The sequence below is a fragment of the Duganella sp. LjRoot269 genome (genome assembly GCF_964254095.1).
In the GTDB taxonomy this organism is placed as follows: domain Bacteria; phylum Pseudomonadota; class Gammaproteobacteria; order Burkholderiales; family Burkholderiaceae_D; genus Rugamonas; species Rugamonas hordei.
Genome location: NZ_CAXUSL020000001.1, coordinates 413210 through 432091, shown reverse-complemented (window position 1 = coordinate 432091; position 18882 = coordinate 413210). Strand labels below are relative to the sequence as shown.

22 protein-coding genes are annotated in these 18882 nt (G+C 60.7%); 6 read left to right on the top strand and 16 right to left on the bottom strand.

Translation table 11 applies throughout. From position 1 onward, the window contains the following. Positions 1 to 2: 2 nt before the first annotated feature. Positions 3 to 629: a glutathione S-transferase family protein gene (locus tag ACSQ3S_RS01825; RefSeq protein WP_436141429.1), complete on the bottom strand. Its 627-nt coding sequence runs from the start codon at positions 627 to 629 to the stop codon at positions 3 to 5. 80 nt (positions 630 to 709) lie between these two features. Between ACSQ3S_RS01825 and ACSQ3S_RS01820 the strand changes: the two genes are divergently transcribed. From ACSQ3S_RS01820 to rsgA, 3 genes are all read left to right on the top strand, one after another. After that, positions 710 to 1510 carry an AraC family transcriptional regulator gene (locus ACSQ3S_RS01820; RefSeq protein WP_436141428.1) on the top strand — a complete coding sequence of 267 codons (801 nt, stop codon included), beginning with the start codon at positions 710 to 712 and terminating at the stop codon, positions 1508 to 1510. Further along, positions 1507 to 2355, top strand: a complete 849-nt coding sequence (locus ACSQ3S_RS01815; RefSeq protein ID WP_436141427.1) for a PhzF family phenazine biosynthesis protein — start codon at positions 1507 to 1509, stop codon at positions 2353 to 2355. Before ACSQ3S_RS01820 ends, ACSQ3S_RS01815 begins: the two co-directional genes overlap by 4 nt. Positions 2356 to 2582: 227 nt before the next feature. After that, a complete protein-coding gene (rsgA, locus tag ACSQ3S_RS01810) occupies positions 2583 to 3629 on the top strand; it encodes a ribosome small subunit-dependent GTPase A (protein ID WP_436141426.1) in 1047 nt (348 codons plus the stop codon). A 20-nt stretch (positions 3630 to 3649) separates the two neighbouring features. Here the strand turns inward: rsgA and ACSQ3S_RS01805 are convergent, their stop codons facing one another. After that, positions 3650 to 4069: a PaaI family thioesterase gene (locus ACSQ3S_RS01805; protein ID WP_436141425.1), complete on the bottom strand. Its 420-nt coding sequence runs from the start codon at positions 4067 to 4069 to the stop codon at positions 3650 to 3652. Positions 4070 to 4342: 273 nt separating this feature from the next. Between ACSQ3S_RS01805 and ACSQ3S_RS01800 the strand changes: the two genes are divergently transcribed. Both ACSQ3S_RS01800 and ACSQ3S_RS01795 read left to right on the top strand, forming a co-directional pair. After that, entirely contained in the window at positions 4343 to 4561 is a 219-nt protein-coding gene (locus ACSQ3S_RS01800) for a DUF433 domain-containing protein (RefSeq protein WP_176653203.1), read from the top strand. A 72-nt stretch (positions 4562 to 4633) separates the two neighbouring features. After that, complete coding sequence (locus ACSQ3S_RS01795; protein ID WP_436141424.1) at positions 4634 to 4906, top strand: helix-turn-helix domain-containing protein; 273 nt, start codon at positions 4634 to 4636, stop codon at positions 4904 to 4906. A 45-nt stretch (positions 4907 to 4951) separates the two neighbouring features. Here ACSQ3S_RS01795 and ACSQ3S_RS01790 read toward each other — a convergent pair whose 3' ends face one another. The 14 genes from ACSQ3S_RS01790 to ACSQ3S_RS01725 form a co-directional block, all read right to left on the bottom strand. Next, positions 4952 to 5374 (bottom strand): F0F1 ATP synthase subunit epsilon, encoded by a 423-nt coding sequence (locus ACSQ3S_RS01790; RefSeq protein ID WP_176653204.1) that lies wholly within the window; start codon positions 5372 to 5374, stop codon positions 4952 to 4954. 54 nt (positions 5375 to 5428) lie between these two features. Next, the gene (gene atpD, locus ACSQ3S_RS01785) at positions 5429 to 6829 is read right to left on the bottom strand and encodes a F0F1 ATP synthase subunit beta (protein ID WP_152807971.1); all 1401 of its coding nucleotides are present in this window, start codon (positions 6827 to 6829) and stop codon (positions 5429 to 5431) included. 30 nt (positions 6830 to 6859) lie between these two features. Continuing rightward, positions 6860 to 7735, bottom strand: a complete 876-nt coding sequence (gene atpG, locus ACSQ3S_RS01780) for a F0F1 ATP synthase subunit gamma (RefSeq protein WP_176653205.1) — start codon at positions 7733 to 7735, stop codon at positions 6860 to 6862. Positions 7736 to 7795: 60 nt separating this feature from the next. Next, on the bottom strand, positions 7796 to 9337 hold the full coding sequence (gene atpA, locus ACSQ3S_RS01775; RefSeq protein WP_176653206.1) for a F0F1 ATP synthase subunit alpha: 1542 nt from the start codon (positions 9335 to 9337) through the stop codon (positions 7796 to 7798). Positions 9338 to 9399: 62 nt separating this feature from the next. Continuing rightward, positions 9400 to 9945, bottom strand: a complete 546-nt coding sequence (locus ACSQ3S_RS01770; RefSeq protein ID WP_176653207.1) for a F0F1 ATP synthase subunit delta — start codon at positions 9943 to 9945, stop codon at positions 9400 to 9402. Between the two features lie 2 nt (positions 9946 to 9947). Further along, on the bottom strand, positions 9948 to 10418 hold the full coding sequence (locus tag ACSQ3S_RS01765) for a F0F1 ATP synthase subunit B (protein ID WP_176653208.1): 471 nt from the start codon (positions 10416 to 10418) through the stop codon (positions 9948 to 9950). A 42-nt stretch (positions 10419 to 10460) separates the two neighbouring features. Then, positions 10461 to 10742, bottom strand: coding sequence for a F0F1 ATP synthase subunit C (gene atpE, locus ACSQ3S_RS01760; RefSeq protein ID WP_093385793.1), 282 nt, complete (start codon positions 10740 to 10742; stop codon positions 10461 to 10463). Positions 10743 to 10804: 62 nt separating this feature from the next. Beyond that, positions 10805 to 11608 (bottom strand): F0F1 ATP synthase subunit A, encoded by an 804-nt coding sequence (gene atpB, locus ACSQ3S_RS01755; protein ID WP_176653209.1) that lies wholly within the window; start codon positions 11606 to 11608, stop codon positions 10805 to 10807. A gap of 21 nt (positions 11609 to 11629) precedes the next feature. Further along, complete coding sequence (locus ACSQ3S_RS01750) at positions 11630 to 11995, bottom strand: ATP synthase subunit I (RefSeq protein ID WP_176653210.1); 366 nt, start codon at positions 11993 to 11995, stop codon at positions 11630 to 11632. A 299-nt stretch (positions 11996 to 12294) separates the two neighbouring features. After that, the gene (locus ACSQ3S_RS01745) at positions 12295 to 13182 is read right to left on the bottom strand and encodes a ParB/RepB/Spo0J family partition protein (protein ID WP_176653211.1); all 888 of its coding nucleotides are present in this window, start codon (positions 13180 to 13182) and stop codon (positions 12295 to 12297) included. 9 nt (positions 13183 to 13191) lie between these two features. After that, positions 13192 to 13962, bottom strand: coding sequence for a ParA family protein (locus tag ACSQ3S_RS01740; protein ID WP_413422248.1), 771 nt, complete (start codon positions 13960 to 13962; stop codon positions 13192 to 13194). Between the two features lie 113 nt (positions 13963 to 14075). After that, on the bottom strand, positions 14076 to 14726 hold the full coding sequence (rsmG, locus tag ACSQ3S_RS01735) for a 16S rRNA (guanine(527)-N(7))-methyltransferase RsmG (protein ID WP_176653213.1): 651 nt from the start codon (positions 14724 to 14726) through the stop codon (positions 14076 to 14078). Continuing rightward, positions 14723 to 16657, bottom strand: coding sequence for a tRNA uridine-5-carboxymethylaminomethyl(34) synthesis enzyme MnmG (gene mnmG / locus ACSQ3S_RS01730; RefSeq protein ID WP_353401823.1), 1935 nt, complete (start codon positions 16655 to 16657; stop codon positions 14723 to 14725). The genes rsmG and mnmG overlap by 4 nt, the downstream gene beginning before the upstream one ends. Positions 16658 to 16824: 167 nt before the next feature. Beyond that, the gene (locus tag ACSQ3S_RS01725; protein ID WP_353402017.1) at positions 16825 to 17589 is read right to left on the bottom strand and encodes a sulfite exporter TauE/SafE family protein; all 765 of its coding nucleotides are present in this window, start codon (positions 17587 to 17589) and stop codon (positions 16825 to 16827) included. 125 nt (positions 17590 to 17714) lie between these two features. Between ACSQ3S_RS01725 and ACSQ3S_RS01720 the strand changes: the two genes are divergently transcribed. Beyond that, complete coding sequence (locus ACSQ3S_RS01720) at positions 17715 to 18881, top strand: iron-containing alcohol dehydrogenase (protein WP_436144980.1); 1167 nt, start codon at positions 17715 to 17717, stop codon at positions 18879 to 18881. The last annotated feature ends 1 nt before the right edge of the window (position 18882 follow it).

Sequence of the window (18882 nt, the reverse complement as noted above, 5' to 3'; positions counted from 1 at the left end):
CATCAGGCCGCTTGGGCGGCGGCCAACTGGCTATCCTTTTCACCGGCGGCGACGGCGACCGGCCGGCCTTGGACGCGGGCCACGTAATCGGCGATTTCCGGGCGTTTGGGCAGCAGATCGAACGCGCTCATCCAGCCCAGCGACGCGCCCCACAGCACATCGACGGCGCTGAACCTGTCGCCCAAAAGATACGGTCCCTTGGACAGCTGCGTCATCATGGTGCTGAACATGTCGTCGAAATCGCCGTAGCCGCAGGCGGACTTGTCGGCCGGCTCCCGCTTCATCCACCGGTCGATCACCGCGGGCTCGAAGCAGCTGCCGTAGAAAGCCATCCAGCGCAGGTAGGGGCCGCGCTGCGGATCGCCCAGCGGCGGCGCCAGTTTGGCTTCCGGGAACAGGTCGGCCAGATACAGGTAGATCGCCACCTGCTCGGTGATGACGGCGTCGCCGTGGCGGAGCGCCGGCACCTTGCCCATCGGGTTGACGGCCAGGTAGGCGGCCTCGCGGTTCTCGCCCTTTTTCATGTTCATCACGTGCAGCTCGTAGGGTGCGTGCAGTTCTTCGAGCAAGGTCAGCACGCCGGTCGAGCGGGAATGCGGGCAGTGGTACAGCGTCAATTGTGGTGCCATGGTGGGTCTCCTTGAGTTGGTGAGGAAAGGCCACGATATCTCTTGCTATGATGACGGTCTTGTAAAAACGCGAACACACTATGGCGGACAGTTACAAAGGCGTGGTCAATCCCTCGGCGGTGGGCAAGGTCTTCCGGCTGGAGCGCTTCGCGCCCGCGTCCGACCTGGCGCCGTTCATCGAGTATTTCTGGCTGGTCGCGTGGGAGCTTCCCGACGGCGTGACCCACGTGCAGCGCACGCTGCCCTCGCCCTGCATCCACCTGGTGTTCGATGCGGGAAAGACGGCGGTGTTTGGCGTCATGACGGGCTCGTTCGAATACACGCTGCAAAACAGCGGACGCGTGCTGGGCGTGCGCTTCCGGCCGGGCGCGTTTCGCAGCTTCCTCGGACAGCCGGTACAGTCCATCACCAACCGTGAGTTGTCGCTGTCGTCGCTGTTCCACTGCGATGACGTTGAAGCCGAGCGCAGCGTGCTGGAGGCGCCGGACGACGCAGGCATGGTGGCGGCGGCCAGCACCGTGATCCGCCGCGCGCTGCCGCCGCCGGATGCGGAAATCGAACGCATCGGCACCATCATGCAGACCATCCAGCAGCATGCCGACATCACCCGGGTGCAGCAACTGGCGGACGTCACCGGCATCAGCGTGCGGCGGCTGCAGATACTGTTCAAGGAATACGTGGGCGCGACGCCCAAATGGGTCATCCGCCGCAACCGGCTGCTCGACGCGGCCGATCAACTGGCCACAGGCAGCGAGGTCGACCTCGCCTCGCTGGCGCAGGCGCTGGGTTATTACGACCAGTCCCACTTCACCACCGATTTCGAAAAACTGGTGGGCAAGCCGCCCGCCGACTACCGCCGCAGCTGCAAGGAGCAAGCATGATCCGTCGTTTCAAACAGGTGGACGTCTTCACCACCACGCCGTTCAAAGGCAATCCGCTGGCTGTGATACTCGACGCCGAAGGTCTCAGCGATGAGCAGATGCAGGCCATCGCCCGCTGGACCAATCTGTCGGAAACCACCTTCGTGCTGCCGGCCACCGATCCCGCCGCCGACTACCGCGTGCGCATCTTTACGACGGCGGAAGAGTTTTTATTCGCCGGCCATCCGACGCTGGGCACCGCCCACGCGCTGCTGGAGGCGGGCCTGCAGCCGAAGACGCCGGGCATGCTGATGCAGGAATGCGGCGTCGGCCTGGTGCCGGTGCGGATAGCCGCCGGCAGCGAACTGGCTTTTCGCGCACCGCCGGCGACGTTCGAGACGCTGGACGCCGGCCTGCTGCCGCTGCTGCGCACCGCGCTGGGCAGCGAGGCGCTGACCGAGAGCCAGCCGCCGGTTGCGGTCAACATGGGCATCTGCTGGCTGGTTGCACGGCTCGACACGGCGGCCGATTGCATGGCGCTGGCACCGGACGCCGCCGCGCTGCAGGAGTTGATGCGGCGTACGTCGAGCAACGGTGTGGCGGTCTACGGCCCGCATCCGTCCGGCGGCCCGGCGGACTACGAAGTGCGCGCGCTGTTCAAGGAACACGATGTGATGATCGAGGATCCCGTCACCGGCAGCGCCAACGCCTGCATCGCCCGCCTGCTGCCATCGGACCGGCCGTACGTGGCACGCCAGGGCACGGCGCTGGGCCGCGACGGCCGGGTCGCCGTCACCTACAGCGAAGGCGAGCCATGGATAGGCGGCAACGTGGTCACCGTCATCGACGGCAGCCTGCACTATTGACGGCGCCAACATCCGATGAGACACTGAACGCCCTACCAATCCACAGGAGACTAAAAAATGCGCCATCCAGACATTGACCTCCTGTCGGCTGCCTGATTACGTCGGGACTCCCTCTGTAGTATGTTGATCCGCGCGTTCTCGCGCAGCTGACTTCCCGTATTTCGCCGCCCGTCGCGACACCGCGAAGGGCATCGTTCGCCCTAACGAAATCAGGAATCACACACATCATGATCGACATCGATTTTGAATCGCTGCGCCTTATCGGCTTGACGCAAACCATCGCCAGCCAGCTACACCTGTTGCACGACGCCCCAGCCGATGCCCGGCTGGTCCGCATCACCGAGATCCAGCGCGACTGGCTCACCGTTCACGATGGCCACGCCGAGTTCCGCGCACGCGTGCTGCCGGCGCTGCACGACGAAGCGCTGGCCGTCGGCGACTGGGTACTCAGCACCACGCTGGCGCACGACGAACGCTGGCTCAGCGCCCTGCTGCCGCCCACCACGCACATCGCCCGGCGCGGCAACGATGGCCGGCAGCACAGCCTGGTCAGCAACGTCGACACCGCGCTGCTGGTGATGGGACTGGATCACGACTTCAACCCGCGCCGCCTGGAGCGCTATCTCGCCATCGTCAAGACAGCGGGCGTGGAGCCGGTAGTGGTGATGAGCAAGGCCGACATCGGCGACGAGGTGGAACAGCGCATGGAGCTGCTGCGGCAACGCCTGCCGACCGGCATTCCGCTGCTGGCCATCAACACGCTCAGCGGCGACGACGCGGCGCAACTGTTGCCGTGGCTGGGTATCGGCCAGACGCTGGTGTTGCTGGGCTCTTCAGGCACCGGCAAGTCCACGCTGACCAACACGCTGACGCTGGCCGCCCAGCAAACCGGTGGCGTGCGCAAGGGTGACGGGCGCGGGCGGCATACGACCACGTCGCGCACGCTGCACCAATGCGCCGGCGGCGCCTGCATCATCGACACGCCGGGCCTGCGCAGCTGGCAGCCCGATGCCGACGAAGCGAGCCTGGCGGCCGCCTTCGAAGACATCGACGCGCTGGCGGCACACTGCCAGTTCCGCGACTGCCGCCACACCAGCGAGCCCGGTTGCGCGGTGCGCGAAGCGGTCGACGACGACCGGCTGCAGAACTATCATAAGCTGTTGCGCGAAGCCCGCCGCAGCCAGCAAACCCCGCTGGACCGCATCGCCGAAGTCGCCAAATGGAAAATCCTGAATCGTGCAGCCGCTGTCCGGTCCAGGGATAAACGACGTTAGCCGTAAATCACCGCACCGGCTTATTCAACGATACGCGCATAGCTGATGACGTGATGGGCGAGCAGTTCCGACTGCTCGTTGAAACATTCGGCTGTGCCGTAGACGGTCCGCTTTCCAAGCTTCAGTACCCGCGCCACGCACACGATATCTTCCTGGCGGGCGCTGCGAAGAAATGCCGTTTTCATGTCCGACGTTACCCAGCGCTCACTGGTGCCGCGTTGGGTCATGATGGCCAGCCACATGGCGACGTCGGCGGCCCCCATGATCGTCATGCCGCTGACGATACCGCCCGGCCGCTCGAGGGTTGCGCTGAACGGGACGACGAGGGTGCATACCCCCTCCTCGCACGAACGCACCGAAAATCCATACGGCGACAGGAACGCGGATTCCGCCAGCACCGCGTTCAGCTGCTCGACCGACGCAAGCAAAGGAGCCGTCATTGCGCACGCTCCGCGGTCAGCCACGGCAGCAAGGACACGCTCCAGATATTCTGGCCCGGCAGCGCGGCGACCAAGCCGGCGCCCACGGACAAACAAGTTTGCATCGCTGAGTTCATGCGTTCTCCCGATCAAAGATCCGGAGCCAGAATAATCCCGCGCGCCGACAATAGCGATGGGAAAATGATGAATGGCACTTCCGCAGGGCGAACGGCAGGCAGTAGAACCAGATCGACTATACTGCCTTTATAGTCGGTCGATGGAATCGGAGGACATATGAGCAAGCAAGTCATACATTGTGATCCGGAGATTTATAGCGGCGCTACTGTTTTTGTTGGTACCCGTGTGCCGCTATCTTTCATGTTTGACTATTTGAAAGCGGGTGAATCAATTGAGACGTTCGTCGACCAATATCCATCCGTTTCCAGAGAAGCCGCGATTGCTGCGTTGGAGCTTGCAGGTCAACTAGCCGACAACCATGCACATCTTGTTTGATGAATCGATACCGAGGCTTCTCGCGGCCGATCTGATTGGTCAGAGTGTGCGTCCCCTTGTGCAGCGTGCGACTTGTTTGCTGAGCTGAAGCAGGCCGCGCAAGACATACAGGCTGGACGAGTCAAGGTGGTCTATTCACCAATTATCGCGGCGCGAAAAAACACGGGTTTGTCACACGCGGAGTTCGCCGGTTTGTTAGTCATTTCGGTCCGCACGCTGCACGACTGGGAACAGGAAAGAAGACGCCCCAACGGCGGCGCCCTCACCTTGCTGGCTATCGCCCGTGATAACCCGCAAGCCCTGCTTGCCGTCAAAGCCCGCACTGACGCGGCAGCGCAGAAATAAAAAAGGCAGCCGAAGCTGCCTTTTTGCTGTGATGCCTTGCGTTGCTTAGTGCTTCGCGCGCAGTTTGGCGATGGCCGCCAGCTGGCCGATGGCCGCTGCCAGTTCCGCTTGCGCTTTCGCGTAGTCGATGCCGGAGCTGTTGTTGGCCAGCGCTTCTTCGGCACGTTTCTTGGCCGCTGCCGCTTTGGCTTCGTCCAGATCCTTGCCGCGAATCGCGGTGTCCGCCAGCACCGTCACGGCGTTCGGCTGCACTTCCAGCAGGCCGCCAGCGACGAAGACAAATTCTTCCTCAGCTTGACCTGGTACCTGGATGCGCACCGCGCCCGGACGGATGCGGGTGATCAGCGGCGTGTGCTTGGGATAGATCCCCAGCTCGCCCTGCTCGCCCGGCAACGCGACGAATTCGGCTTCGCCGGAGTAGATCAACTCCTCGGCGGAAACCACGTCAACGTGAATAGTATTTGCCATGTGTGTCCTGTCGGGTGGAACGCTCCCGCCTCACGGCAGGAGCGGTCTCAACAATTAGTTGAGTTTCTTGGCTTTTTCGATGGCTTCGTCGATCGTGCCAACCATGTAGAACGCTTGTTCCGGCAGGTGATCGAGTTCGCCGGAAGCGATCATTTTGAAGCCCTTGATCGTGTCCTTCAGCGAAACGTATTTACCTGGCGAACCGGTAAACACTTCAGCAACGTGGAACGGCTGCGACAGGAAACGCTGCATCTTACGTGCGCGCGCCACCAGCAGCTTGTCTTCCGGTGCCAGCTCGTCCATACCCAGAATCGCGATAATGTCGCGCAGTTCCTTGTAACGCTGCAGCGTGCCCTGAACGGCGCGCGCGGTGTCGTAGTGCTCCTGGCCGACGACCAGCGGATCCAGCTGACGCGAGGTCGAATCCAGCGGGTCCACCGCAGGGTAGATACCCAGCGAGGCGATGTCACGCGACAGCACGACGGTCGAATCCAGGTGACCGAAGGTGGTCGCTGGCGATGGGTCGGTCAAGTCATCCGCTGGAACGTAGACGGCCTGGATCGAGGTGATCGAACCGGTCTTGGTCGAGGTGATGCGCTCTTGCAGACGGCCCATTTCTTCGGCCAGGGTAGGCTGGTAACCCACTGCGGAAGGCATACGGCCCAGCAGTGCGGAGACTTCGGTACCGGCCAGCGTGAAGCGGTAGATGTTATCCACGAAGAACAGAACGTCCTTGCCTTCGTCACGGAACGATTCCGCGATGGTCAGGCCGGTCAGCGCGACGCGCAGACGGTTGCCTGGTGGTTCATTCATCTGGCCGTAGACCATCGCTACTTTCGAGTTGGCCGGGTTTTCCAGGTCAACCACTTTAGCGTCAGCCATTTCGTGGTAGAAGTCGTTACCTTCGCGGGTACGCTCACCAACGCCGGCGAACACGGACAGACCCGAGTGCGCCTTGGCGATGTTGTTGATCAGTTCCATCATGTTCACGGTCTTGCCCACACCTGCACCGCCGAACAGACCGACCTTACCGCCTTTTGCAAACGGGCAGACCAGGTCGATCACCTTGATGCCGGTTTCCAGCAGATCCTGCGATGGCGACAGTTCGTCGTAGGCAGGAGGAGTGCGGTGGATCGAGGCGATCTGGTCGTGAGCGACCGGGCCGCATTCGTCGATCGGGTTGCCCAGCACGTCCATGATGCGACCCAGGGTAGCTTTACCCACTGGCACCATGATCGGCTTGCCGGTGTTCTGGATCATCATGCCGCGGCGCAGGCCGTCGGACGAGCCCAGAGCAATGGTACGGACTACGCCGTCGCCCAGCTGTTGTTGTACTTCCAGGGTCAGCTCGGAGCCTTCCATTTTCAAGGCATCAAATACCTTAGGCATCGCGTTGCGTGGAAACTCTACGTCCACCACAGCGCCGATACACTGAACGATTTTGCCATCAGCCATGTTCGTTCCTTCAAATATAGTTAAATTCGTTTAAACCGCTGCCGCACCGGCGACGATTTCGGAGAGTTCTTTGGTAATCGCAGCTTGACGGGTCTTGTTGTAGATCAGCTTCAATTCGCCGATCACACTGCCGGCGTTGTCGCTTGCCGACTTCATCGCCACCATGCGCGCCGATTGCTCGGACGCCAGGTTTTCCGCCACCGACTGGTACACCAGCGCTTCAACATAGCGCTCCAGCAGCTCATCAATCACGGTCGCAGCATCCGGCTCGTAGATGTAATCCCAGTTGTGATTACCCGCGTCGGCCTGCGTCTTGGCGGCTGGCAGTGGCAACAGCTGCTCCACTACCGGCTCTTGCTTCATCGTGTTAATGAACTTGGTGTAGCACAGGTAGACTGCGTCGACCTCGCCGTTCTGGAATTTCTCGAGCATGACCTTGACCGGTCCGATCAGTTTTTCCAGGTGCGGCGTGTCGCCGATCTGCGTTACTTGCGCAACGACAGGGACGCCTACGCGATTCAAAAACCCCAAACCTTTGTTACCGATAGCTACCGCGGCAATCTTGTTGCCGGCCGTTTCCAGCTCACGGGTTTTCGCCGTCACCATGCGCAGGATGTTGGTGTTCATGCCGCCGCACAGACCTTTGTCGGTGGTGACGATCACGAAGCCAACTGCCTTCGCCGTATCCTTTTGCTCTGTTGCCAGGAACGGGTGGGTGTATTCCGGATTTGCGGTAGCCAGATTGGCGGCGATATTGCGAATCTTTTCACTGTAGGGACGGGCGGCGCGCATGCGATCCTGCGCTTTGCGCATTTTCGATGCGGCGACCATTTCCATCGCCTTGGTGATCTTCTTCGTATTCTCTACGCTCTTGATCTTGCCACGTATCTCTTTGCCTACTGCCATGAGTCCTTACTCCTTCTGCGCGGAAGGCGGCCCGGGAATGAACCCGGGTCGCCGTTGTGCTTAAAATGCGCCGGATTTCTTGAAGTCAGCAACGGCGGCCGACAGCGTTGCTTCGCCGTCTTTGTCCAGTTGCTTCGACGATTCAATCTTGGACAGCAGGTCGGCTTGCTTGGTCTTCAGGTAAGCGTGCAGACCGGCTTCGAACGGCAGTACCTTCTTGACTGGCACATCATCCAGGAAGCCTTTGTTCACGGCGAACAGCGAAGCGGCCATCAGCGAGATCGACAGTGGCGAGTACTGAGCCTGCTTCAGCAGTTCGGTCACGCGGGCACCGCGGTCCAGCTGCTTGCGGGTCGATTCGTCCAGGTCGGAAGCGAACTGCGCGAACGCAGCCAGTTCACGGTACTGCGCCAAGTCGGTACGGATACCGCCGGACAGGTTTTTGATGACCTTGGTCTGAGCGGCGCCACCGACGCGCGACACCGAAATACCGGCGTTAATCGCAGGACGGATGCCCGAGTTGAACAGCGAGGTTTCCAGGAAGATTTGACCGTCGGTAATCGAAATCACGTTGGTCGGCACGAACGCCGAAACGTCGCCAGCCTGGGTTTCGATGATCGGCAGTGCGGTCAGCGAACCGGTCTTGCCGGTGACAGCGCCGTTGGTGAAGGCGGACACGTAGTCGGCGTTCACGCGGGCTGCGCGTTCCAGCAGGCGGCTGTGCAGGTAGAACACGTCGCCTGGATACGCTTCGCGGCCTGGTGGGCGGCGCAGCAGCAGCGAGATCTGACGGTAGGCGACGGCTTGCTTGGACAGGTCATCGTAGACGATCAGCGCGTCTTCGCCGCGGTCGCGGAAGTATTCGCCCATGGTGCAGCCCGAGTAGGCCGAGATGTACTGCATCGCTGCCGATTCGGCGGCCGATGCGGCAACAACGATGGTGTACTCCAGCGCGCCGTGCTGTTCCAGCGAACGCACGATGTTCTTGATCGTCGAGGCTTTCTGACCGATAGCCACGTAGATGCAGGTCATGCCCTGGCCTTTTTGGTTGATGATCGCATCAACCGCCACGGCGGACTTACCGGTTTGACGGTCGCCAATGATCAGCTCGCGCTGGCCACGGCCGATCGGCACCATCGCGTCGATCGATTTCAGACCGGTCTGCATAGGCTGCGAGACGGACTCACGGGCGATAACGCCTGGAGCGATCTTTTCGATAGGCGAGGTCAGCTTGGCGTCGATGGCGCCTTTGCCGTCGATCGGCTGGCCCAGGGCGTTGACCACGCGGCCACGCAGTTCAGGACCGACCGGCACTTCCAGGATGCGGCCGGTGCACTTGACCGTGTCGCCTTCGGAGATGTGCTCGTAAGCGCCCAGGATCACGGCGCCGACGGAGTCACGCTCCAGGTTCATCGCCAGACCAAAGGTGTTGCCAGGGAATTCCAGCATTTCGCCCTGCATCACTTCCGACAGGCCGTGAATGCGGACGATACCGTCGGCGACGGAAATAACCGTGCCTTGGTTGCGTACTTCAGCGCCGCCATCAAGGCCTTCGATACGGCTCTTGATCAGCTCGCTGATTTCAGATGGGTTGAGTTGCATACTAACTCCTAAAAGTGTTTCTCTCAGCTTGCGCGAGATGAAGAATCTGTTCTAAGCGACGCTTATGCGACCAGTGCGACACGCATTTGCTGCAGCTTGGCGCGGACCGAAGTGTCCAGCACTTCATCGCCAACGACCACGCGCACGCCACCGATCAACGCTGGATCCACGGTCACTACCGGGTTCAGCTTACGGCTGAATTTCTTTTCCAGCGTGGCGACCAGCTCGCTCACTTGAGCCGCGCTCAGGTCGAAGGCGCTGGTGATCTCGGCGTCTGCCGCACCTTCCTTGGCGTTTTTCAACGCCTGGAATTGCGTGCCGATTTCCGGCAGCAGACTGATGCGGCCGTTGTCGACCAGCATCGCCAGGAAGTTTTTCGCTTCCGTGTTCAACGGCGACTTGACCAATGCCGTAATGGCGGCGCTCACATCGCTAGCCGAAGCTTTCGGGTTGCGGGCGAATGCTTGCACCTCGGGGTGGGCACCGATCTGGGCCAGTTCGGCCACCAGTTCGGACCACGCCGCGAGGTTGAACGATTCCTTACCTGCTTGGGCTACGCGGAACAAAGCTTCCGCGTAGGGACGGGCGACGGTTGCGTTTTCTGCCATGATTACAGCTCGACAGACAGGCGCGACAACAGATCGGCGTGGGCCGAGGCGTTGACTTCGCGCTTGAGGATTTGCTCGGCGCCCTTCACAGCCAGGTCAGCCACCTGAGCGCGCAGCGCTTCGCGCGCCTTGGCCAGTTGCTGATCGGCGTCGGCCTTGGCTTGCGCAATGATGCGGTTCGCTTCGGCTTGTGCATTAGCTTTGATTTCTTCGGCGACCAGTTGCGCGCGCTTTTCAGCGTCGGCAACGCGTTGCGAAGCTTCTTCGCGTGCACCTGCCAGCGCTTCGCTGGCGCGCTTCTCAGCGACCACCATCGCTTGCTGGCCTTGGTCGGCCGCAGCCAGACCGTCAGCGATACGCTTGGCACGCTCATCCAACGCTGCATTCAGCGATGGAAATACGAACTTCATCGAAACCCAGACCAACACCGCGAAGGTGATCATCTGACCGATGAGAGACATATTGATGTCCATACCTTTGCTCCTAACTAAAAGTTTCTCCTAGAAGGGAGCGAATTACTTGCCAGCAGCAGCGATAACGGCGGCCAGGAATGGGTTGCTGAAGGTGTACAGCAGAGCAACACCGACGCCGATCATCGAGATCGCGTCCAGCAGACCAGCGATAACGAACAGCTTGGTTTGCAGTTGTGGCATCAGTTCTGGTTGACGAGCCGAGGCTTCCAGGAATTTGCCGCCCAGAATTGCGAAACCGAGTGCGGTGCCGATTGCGGCCAGGCCGATGATGATTGCTGCGGCCAGAACGGTCATGCCTTGTACTTGTGCGATCAGAGCTTGCATTGAATTTCTCCTAAGATTTTAAAAAAGACTACGATACTGAAAAGTTAAAAACGAGTTGTTGCTTAGTGCTTCTCAACCGCGAGGCTCAGATACACGACAGTCAACGCCATAAACACAAACGCTTGCAGGGTCACCACCAGGATGTGGAAAATGACCCAAGGACCACCCAGCAGCCACTGCGCCCACCATGGCAGCAGAGCGATCAGAATGAACAGCAGCTCACCGGCGTACATATTGCCGAAGAGTCGCAGCGACAGCGACAGTGGCTTAGCCAGCAACTCGATCATCTGGAAGATGAAGTTGACCGGAGCCAGCACGACGGCCATGAAGCCATGGGCGTGGAAGGGGGCGGTCAGCAACTCTTTACCCCAGCCGCCGAGACCTTTGGCTTTGATCGAGAAACCAATAATGCACAGCATGACGCCGAACGACATGCCGAAAGTGTGGTTGACGTCCGCGGTCGGCACGACTCGCAGCTTGTGGACGCCAAAGTAGCCAAGCAGCTTGGGCAGCAGATCGACCGGCAGGAAATCCATCGCGTTCATCAGCCAAACCCAGCAGAAGATCGTGATGGCCAGCGGCGCGATGACCTTGCTCTTGGCGTGGAATGCGGAATTGACCACCTCGTTGACCAGCTCCATGACGGCTTCGACGAAGTTTTGCAGCTTGCCCGGCACGCCGGCGGTCGCCTTGCGCGACGCCATGTAGAACACGCCGAGGAAGATCAGGCCCAGAATGGCCGAAACCCAGAACGTGTCCAGGTTGAAGGTTGCGTCAGCATTTTTGAGATGGCTCAAGTGGTGCTGGATGTACTCGATGGAAGTCGGCGCCTCGTGGACTGCCTCAACAGCGTTTTCTGTGGTCATAAAAGTATTAGATTTTGGTGATTAAACTGCGAGCAGTGAGAACCAGTAAGCCAAGGTTGCCACCGCGAAACCCAAGATCAGCCATAACCATGAGGCCGACTGAAACAGCGCTAGTGCCAACACGAACAGCACTACCGTGATAAATATTTTCACTACTTCGGCGCGCACATGCGCCCGGAAAGCTTTTTTGGCGTCATTTGTTCCGCCCGCAACAATCATCGCGTACATCAGACTCCCGATGACTGCGATTGCTCCGCCATAGGCGGCCGACCAAGCTTTGAGTACTCCGCCCAAGTTCCAGGCGAGCAAGGCGAATCCAGTGACGATGGCCAACTGGAGGGCGACGACTTTAAAAATCGGCTTGGAAATACTCGTCGAATCATTCACTTGGCGAGCTCCCAAAATGCCGATAAAACCCAAAGACACGGGATTATATGTGTCTTTACTGTATCACGTCAAACATTGCTGCACCGCAGCAGAGCAATTGGTGCACGAAAGAGACGCTTTTATAAACATTTCCACCCTCTTTGCACCAAGTTGGAACCAGTTAAGCGTTTTCATGTTTTGTTGATGGTTTGTCAAATCACCACGTCACTTCGGGGTCAGATCCGACATTCGGACACGAGCTCTGCCGTAGCGGCTGCTACGGCAGAGCTCGTGTCCGAATGTCGGATCTGACCCCGGGTTTAGGCGCGCAGGCGGGCCAGTACGCCGTCGAGGATGTCGAGGTCGGCGAAGTCGATGATCATCTGGCCGCGGCCCTTGGCGCCCATCTTGAACACCACCGGCGTGGCCAGCGTGTCGGACAGCTCTTCTTCCAGCCGAACGATGTCGCCGGACTTTTCTTTTTGACGTGCTTCGGCCGGCGGGGCCTTTTGCTCTTCCAGCGTCCGTGCGACCAGCTTTTCGGTTTCGCGCACCGACAACCGTTTGGCGACAACCATGTTGGCCAGGTTGATCTGCGTCGCCGCATCCACCGACAACAGCGCGCGGGCGTGTCCCATGTCGATATCGCCGGCCATCAGCATCGTTTGTACCGGATTGGCCAGGTTCATCAGGCGCAGCAGGTTCGACACCGCGCTGCGCGAACGGCCGACCGCGGTCGCCGCCTGTTCGTGCGTGAAACTGAAATCGGTGATCAGGCGATGAATGCCCTGCGCCTCTTCCAGCGGATTCAGATCCTCGCGCTGCATGTTCTCGATCAGCGCCATCGCGGCGGCGGCCTGGTCGTCGACGTCGCGCACCAAAACAGGCAGCACTTCCAGGCCGGCGATTTGCGCGGCGCGGAAACGGCGTTCGCCGGCGATGATCTCGTACTTGATCTCGCCAGTCAGCTTGTCGGTGCCGACCGGGCGCACCAGGATAGGCTGCATGATGCCCTGGGTCTTGATCGATGCGGCGAGCTCCTGCAGGCCGCCTTCGTCCATGCGCGTGCGCGGCTGGTATTTACCGGCCTGCATCTGCGTGACCGGCAGTTCGGATGGCGTGTTCGCGTCCGGGGTGGTGATGTCGCCGTCGCCGCCGAGCAGCGCTTCCAGGCCGCGACCCAGGCCTTTGAGTTTTTTGGTTGCCATGTGATTGCCTTACATTTTCTTGATGCGCTTGACCATCTCGGCGCCGAAGGCGATATACGCCTGCGCACCCTTGGAGGTCGGATCGAAGGTGACGCCCGGCAGGCCGTACGACGGCGCTTCGGCCAGACGCACGTTGCGCGGGATGATGGTTTTGAAGACCTTGTCGCCGAAGTGCTGCTCCAGCTGGGCCGACACCTGCTGCGACAAGGTCATGCGCGGATCGAACATCACGCGCAGCAGGCCGATGATCTTCAGGTCGGGATTCAGGTTGGCGTGCACCTTCTTGATCGTGTTGACCAGGTCGGACAGCCCTTCCAGCGCGTAGTACTCGCACTGCATAGGGATGATGACGCCATGCGCGGCGCACAGGCCGTTCAAGGTCAGCATCGACAGCGCGGGCGGGCAGTCGATCAGGATGAAGTCGTACTCCTTGTCGACCAGGGCCAGCGCATCCTTCAGGCGGCGCTCGCGGTTGTCCAGCGAGACCATCTCGACTTCGGCGCCTGCCAGCTCGCGGTTGGAAGGCAGCACGTCGAACTGGCCCGGCTCCGAACGCTGGCGCGCTGTGGCCACGTCGGATTCGCCCAGCATCACCTCATAGGTCGATGCCGGCAGCCCTGCCTTGTTGATGCCTGCGCCCATCGTGGCGTTGCCTTGCGGGTCCAGGTCGACCAGCAATACGCGCTGGTCCAGCTTTGCCAATCCGGCGGCCAGGTTGACCGTTGTGGTAGTCTTACCTACGCCACCCTTTTGATTCGCTACGCAAAAAATTTTCGCCATGTATTTCTTTTTATGTTCGTACTGCTAATTGTATATACTATTAAAACGATATAAACGATTTATATTGTTTATACAGAATAAACTGTATAAACCATTTATATCGTATAAATCATTTACCTAGTTTCGGCTTGGATGTATACCAGGTGGCGCTCCGCGTCCAGCCCCGGCACTTCCAAAGGCTCCAGTTTCTGCACTTTCCATGGTTCTGGCAGTCGCTCCCGCTCCTCTGCCGGCGCCGTCCCTTTCAGGGCTATAAATCGCCCGCCCTCTTGCAGCAGGTGTCCCGACCAGTTGACGAAGTCGGAAAGGTCCGCAAAAGCCCGCGAGGTGATGACGTCGAATTTCGTCTTCACTTCCAGCTGCTCCACGCGCTTGGTGTACACCGTCACGTTGGACAGGCCCAGCTCCGCCTTTACCTGATTCAAAAACGCTGTCTTCTTGTGCACCGTGTCGATCATCGACACTTTCATGTCCGGACGGCTGATCGCCAGCACCATGCCCGGCAGTCCGCCCCCTGCTCCCACGTCCAGCACGTTGGCGGCGCCGGCGAAGGCAGGTACCGCCGCCAGCGAATCCAGCACGTGCAAGGTCACCATCTGCATCGGATCACGCACCGACGTCAGGTTGTACACCGAATTCCACTTGTTCAGCAGCGCCAGGTAGTCCAGCAGTTTTTCCACCTGGTCGTCGCCGAGGTCCAGCTTCAGACTGTTGATGCCTTGTTTTAAAACATCCGCGAGTACTGCACGGTCAAACACCTTCATTGAACAGCCTCATCTTTTTCAGCATTCACAAATCCACCGAAGCCTGCCTTCTTCAGGTGCACCAGCAGCAGCGAGATCGCCGCTGGCGTCACGCCCGAAATGCGCGATGCCTGGCCCAGCGTTTCCGGACGCTGCGCATGCAGTTTCTGCCGCACTTCCACCGACAACGCGGTGATGTCCAGGTAGCTGAAACCTTCCGGCAATTTCAGGTTTTCGTAGTGCTCGTGGCGCTCGACTTCCTTGGTCTGGCGGTCGATATAGCCCGAATACTTCAGTTGAATTTCCACCTGTTCGCGCACCGCTTCGTCGCTCACGCCGGGACCGGCCAGCTCGCGGCCGTCGATGCCGGACAAGCTCATCAGCTTGTCGTAGTCCACGCCGGGACGCGCCAGCAGATTCGCCAACGAGTACTCGCGCTCGATCGCCTGGCCGATGACGCGCTCGGATTCGGCCGCTTCCAGGATGCGTGGATTGACCCACGTCGAGCGCAGACGCTCCAGTTCCATCGCCACGGCTTCGCGTTTTTTCTCGAACGCTTCCCACTGCGCATCGCCGACACAGCCCAGCTTGCGGCCGATTTCGGTCAGGCGCATGTCGGCATTGTCTTCACGCAGGCTCAGGCGATATTCGGCGCGGCTGGTGAACATGCGGTACGGTTCCAGCACGCCTTGCGTGACCAGGTCGTCGACCAGCACGCCGAGGTAGGCCTCGGAACGGGCCGGCGTCCAGGCTTCGCGGCCCTGGGTTTGCAGCGCGGCGTTGATACCCGCCAGCATGCCCTGCGCCGCCGCCTCTTCGTAGCCGGTGGTGCCGTTGATCTGGCCGGCGAAGTACAGGCCGGCAACGGCCTTGGTTTCCAGCGACGCCTTGAGGCCGCGCGGATCGAAATAATCGTATTCGATGGCGTAGCCGGGACGCAGGATGTGGGCGTTTTCCATGCCCTTCATCGAGCGCACCAGTTCGATCTGCACGTCGAACGGCAGGCTGGTCGAGATGCCATTTGGATAGAATTCGTTGGTGGTCAGGCCTTCCGGTTCCAGGAAAATCTGGTGCGATTCCTTGGCCGAGAAGCGGTGGATCTTGTCTTCGATCGACGGGCAATAGCGCGGGCCGACGCCTTCAATGACGCCGGTGTACATCGGGCTGCGGTCCAGGCCGGCGCGAATGATGTCGTGGGTCTTGTTGTTGGTGTGCGTAACCCAGCACGGCATCTGCCGCGGATGCATGGCGGCATTGCCCATCACCGAGAACACCGGCACCGGATCGAGGTCGCCCGGCTGCTCGGTCATCAGCGAGAAATCGATGCTGCGGCCGTCGATGCGCGGCGGCGTGCCGGTCTTCAGGCGACCTTGCGGCAGCTTCAGTTCCTTCAGGCGGGCCGACAGCGAGATTGCCGGCGGATCACCGGCGCGGCCGGCCGAGTAGTTCTGCAGGCCGACGTGGATCTTACCGTCGAGGAAAGTACCGGCGGTCAGCACCACGGCTGGCGCCAGAAACTTCAGGCCGATCTGGGTGACGGCGCCGACCACGCGGTCGCCCTCCACCATCAAGTCATCGACGGCCTGCTGGAACAGCCACAGGTTGGGCTGGTTTTCCAGGCGCGAACGGATGGCTTGCTTGTACAGGATGCGGTCGGCCTGGGCGCGGGTTGCGCGCACGGCAGGGCCTTTGGAGGAATTCAGGATGCGGAACTGGATGCCCGATTCATCGGTGGCGATCGCCATGGCGCCGCCCATGGCATCGACTTCCTTGACCAGATGGCCTTTGCCGATACCGCCGATGGATGGGTTGCACGACATCTGGCCCAGCGTCTCAATGTTATGCGTGAGCAGCAGAGTCTTCTGCCCCATGCGGGCGGAAGCGAGGGCCGCCTCGGTACCGGCGTGACCACCGCCGACAACGATGACGTCGAAATGAGTTGGAAATAACATGATGGATTTGGTTAAAGCGAAGGGATCAAGGTCAGATTATAGAGTCTTTTTGCTGCTGCGACTTTTTTGAGCAAAAAAATAGTGCCCAATTGTTCCACGTGAAACATTGAAAAAGGGCGCCTGTCGTTCCCAACAGGCGCCCTCTTTTGGTTCCACGTGAAACAATATCACCAACGCAACCATGCATCGTAGCCAGATTTCACGATCAATATCGTGACCACGATCAGGAACAGCTGGCGCACGAAACCGCTGCCGTGCTTCATCGCCAGGCGCGAGCCGATGATGGAACCGCCGATCTGGCACACCGCCATGAACGCGCCCAGCTCCCACAACAAATGGCCGCTGTAGCCGAACCAGACCAGCGCGGCAAAATTACACGCAACGTTGACGATCTTGGCTACCGCCGAGGCGGCGAGGAAATCGAAGCCGAAGACGCGGACAAACAGGAACACCAGGAAGCTGCCCGTGCCGGGGCCGAAGAAGCCGTCATAGAATCCGATGCCGGCGCCGATCAGCAGCGCCAGCGTCTGTTCCTTCCGACCGGTGTGCAGCGGAGCGTGAACATTGCCGAAGTCCTTCTTGGCAAAGGTATAGATGGCAACCGCCAACAGGACGATCGGCAACAGCATCCGCATGAATTCGCCCGATACCCTGGTTACCGTGTAGGCGCCGAGGAAGGAGAAAATCAAGGCGGTGAACGCGGCAGGCGCGGCAACCGTCCAGGCGATGGCGACGCGACGCGCGTAGTTGACCGCGGCCACGCCGGTGCCGAATATGCCGGCCAGCTTGCTGGTGCCGATCAGCGTCGCTGGCGCCATGTTGGGAAACACGGCGAACATTGCCGGCAGCTGTATCAATCCCCCACCCCCGACGACCGAGTCCACCAGACCCGCGCCGAACGCAGCCACTCCCAACACCAGATAGTCGACCATCACGAACATTCCTCAAGCATGCAAAGGCTATATTGTACGGAAGAAAGCCAAGCCGCTCTCCATGCATGTCCGTCATGCTTACTGTAAGATTTCACGTGAAACTCCAACTCCAGGAAGCCGCCGCCATGAATGATTTCCCAGCGTTTGCATTCAGCACTGTCGCCCATGTCGTGTCCGAGCTCGGCGCCGCCGGCAGGCTTGGCGAGCACATCACCCAGCGCTTTCCGGACGCCAAACGCGCCCTGCTCGTCACCGATCCCGGCTTCCTGAAGACCGGCCTGGTGGACGTTCCGGCAGCCAGCCTGCGGGCCGCCGGACTGCAGGTGGAGGTCTATTCCAACGTCGTCGCCGACCCGCCGGAACAGGTGGTGCTGGAGGCAGTCGCCGCCGCGCGCAAGCATCGGACCGACATCGTCATCGGCATCGGCGGCGGCAGTTCGATGGATGTCGCCAAGCTGATCGCCGTGCTGGCCGGCAGCGACCAGCCGCTCGGCGCGATCTACGGCATCGGCAATGTGAAGGGTGCTCGCTTGCCGCTGGTGCAGATTCCAACCACCGCCGGCACCGGTTCCGAGGTCACCAACATCGCCATCGTGACGACCGGCGCCACCACAAAGATGGGCGTCGTCGCGCCGCAACTCTATGCGGACCTGGCGTTGCTGGACGCGGAACTGACGCTCGGCCTGCCGCCTCTGGTCACCGCCGCGACCGGCATCGACGCGATGGTGCACGCCATCGAGGCCTACACCAGCCGCCATAAAAAGAACCCGCTGTCCGACCTGCTGGCGCGCAAGGCGCTGGGCCTGCTGTCCGCCAACCTGATCCGCGCCTGCGAAAATGGCCGCGACCTGGCGGCGCGGCAGGCGATGCTGCTCGGCGCCATGCTGGCGGGACAGGCGTTCTCGAACGCGCCGGTGGCGGCGGTGCATGCGCTGGCGTATCCAATAGGCGGCATATTCCACGTGCCGCACGGCTTGTCGAATTCGCTGGTGTTGCCGCATGTGCTGCGTTTCAACGCGCCGGAAGCGGCTGGCTTGTATGCGGAGCTGGCGGAGATCGTGGTGCCGGAGGCGAGCGGCAGCGTCGAGGCGAGGGCGGAAGCGCTGGTTGTTGCGATGCAGCAAATTGCCATCATCTCGGGGATCGAGCGGACCTTGCAGCAGGTGGGGATCAGGGAAACGGACCTGGACCGGCTGGCGGATGACGCCATGCTCCAGACCCGTTTGTTGGGGAACAACCCCCGCACCGTCACGCGCGACGATGCGAGGGCGATCTACGCGGCAGCGTTGTAGA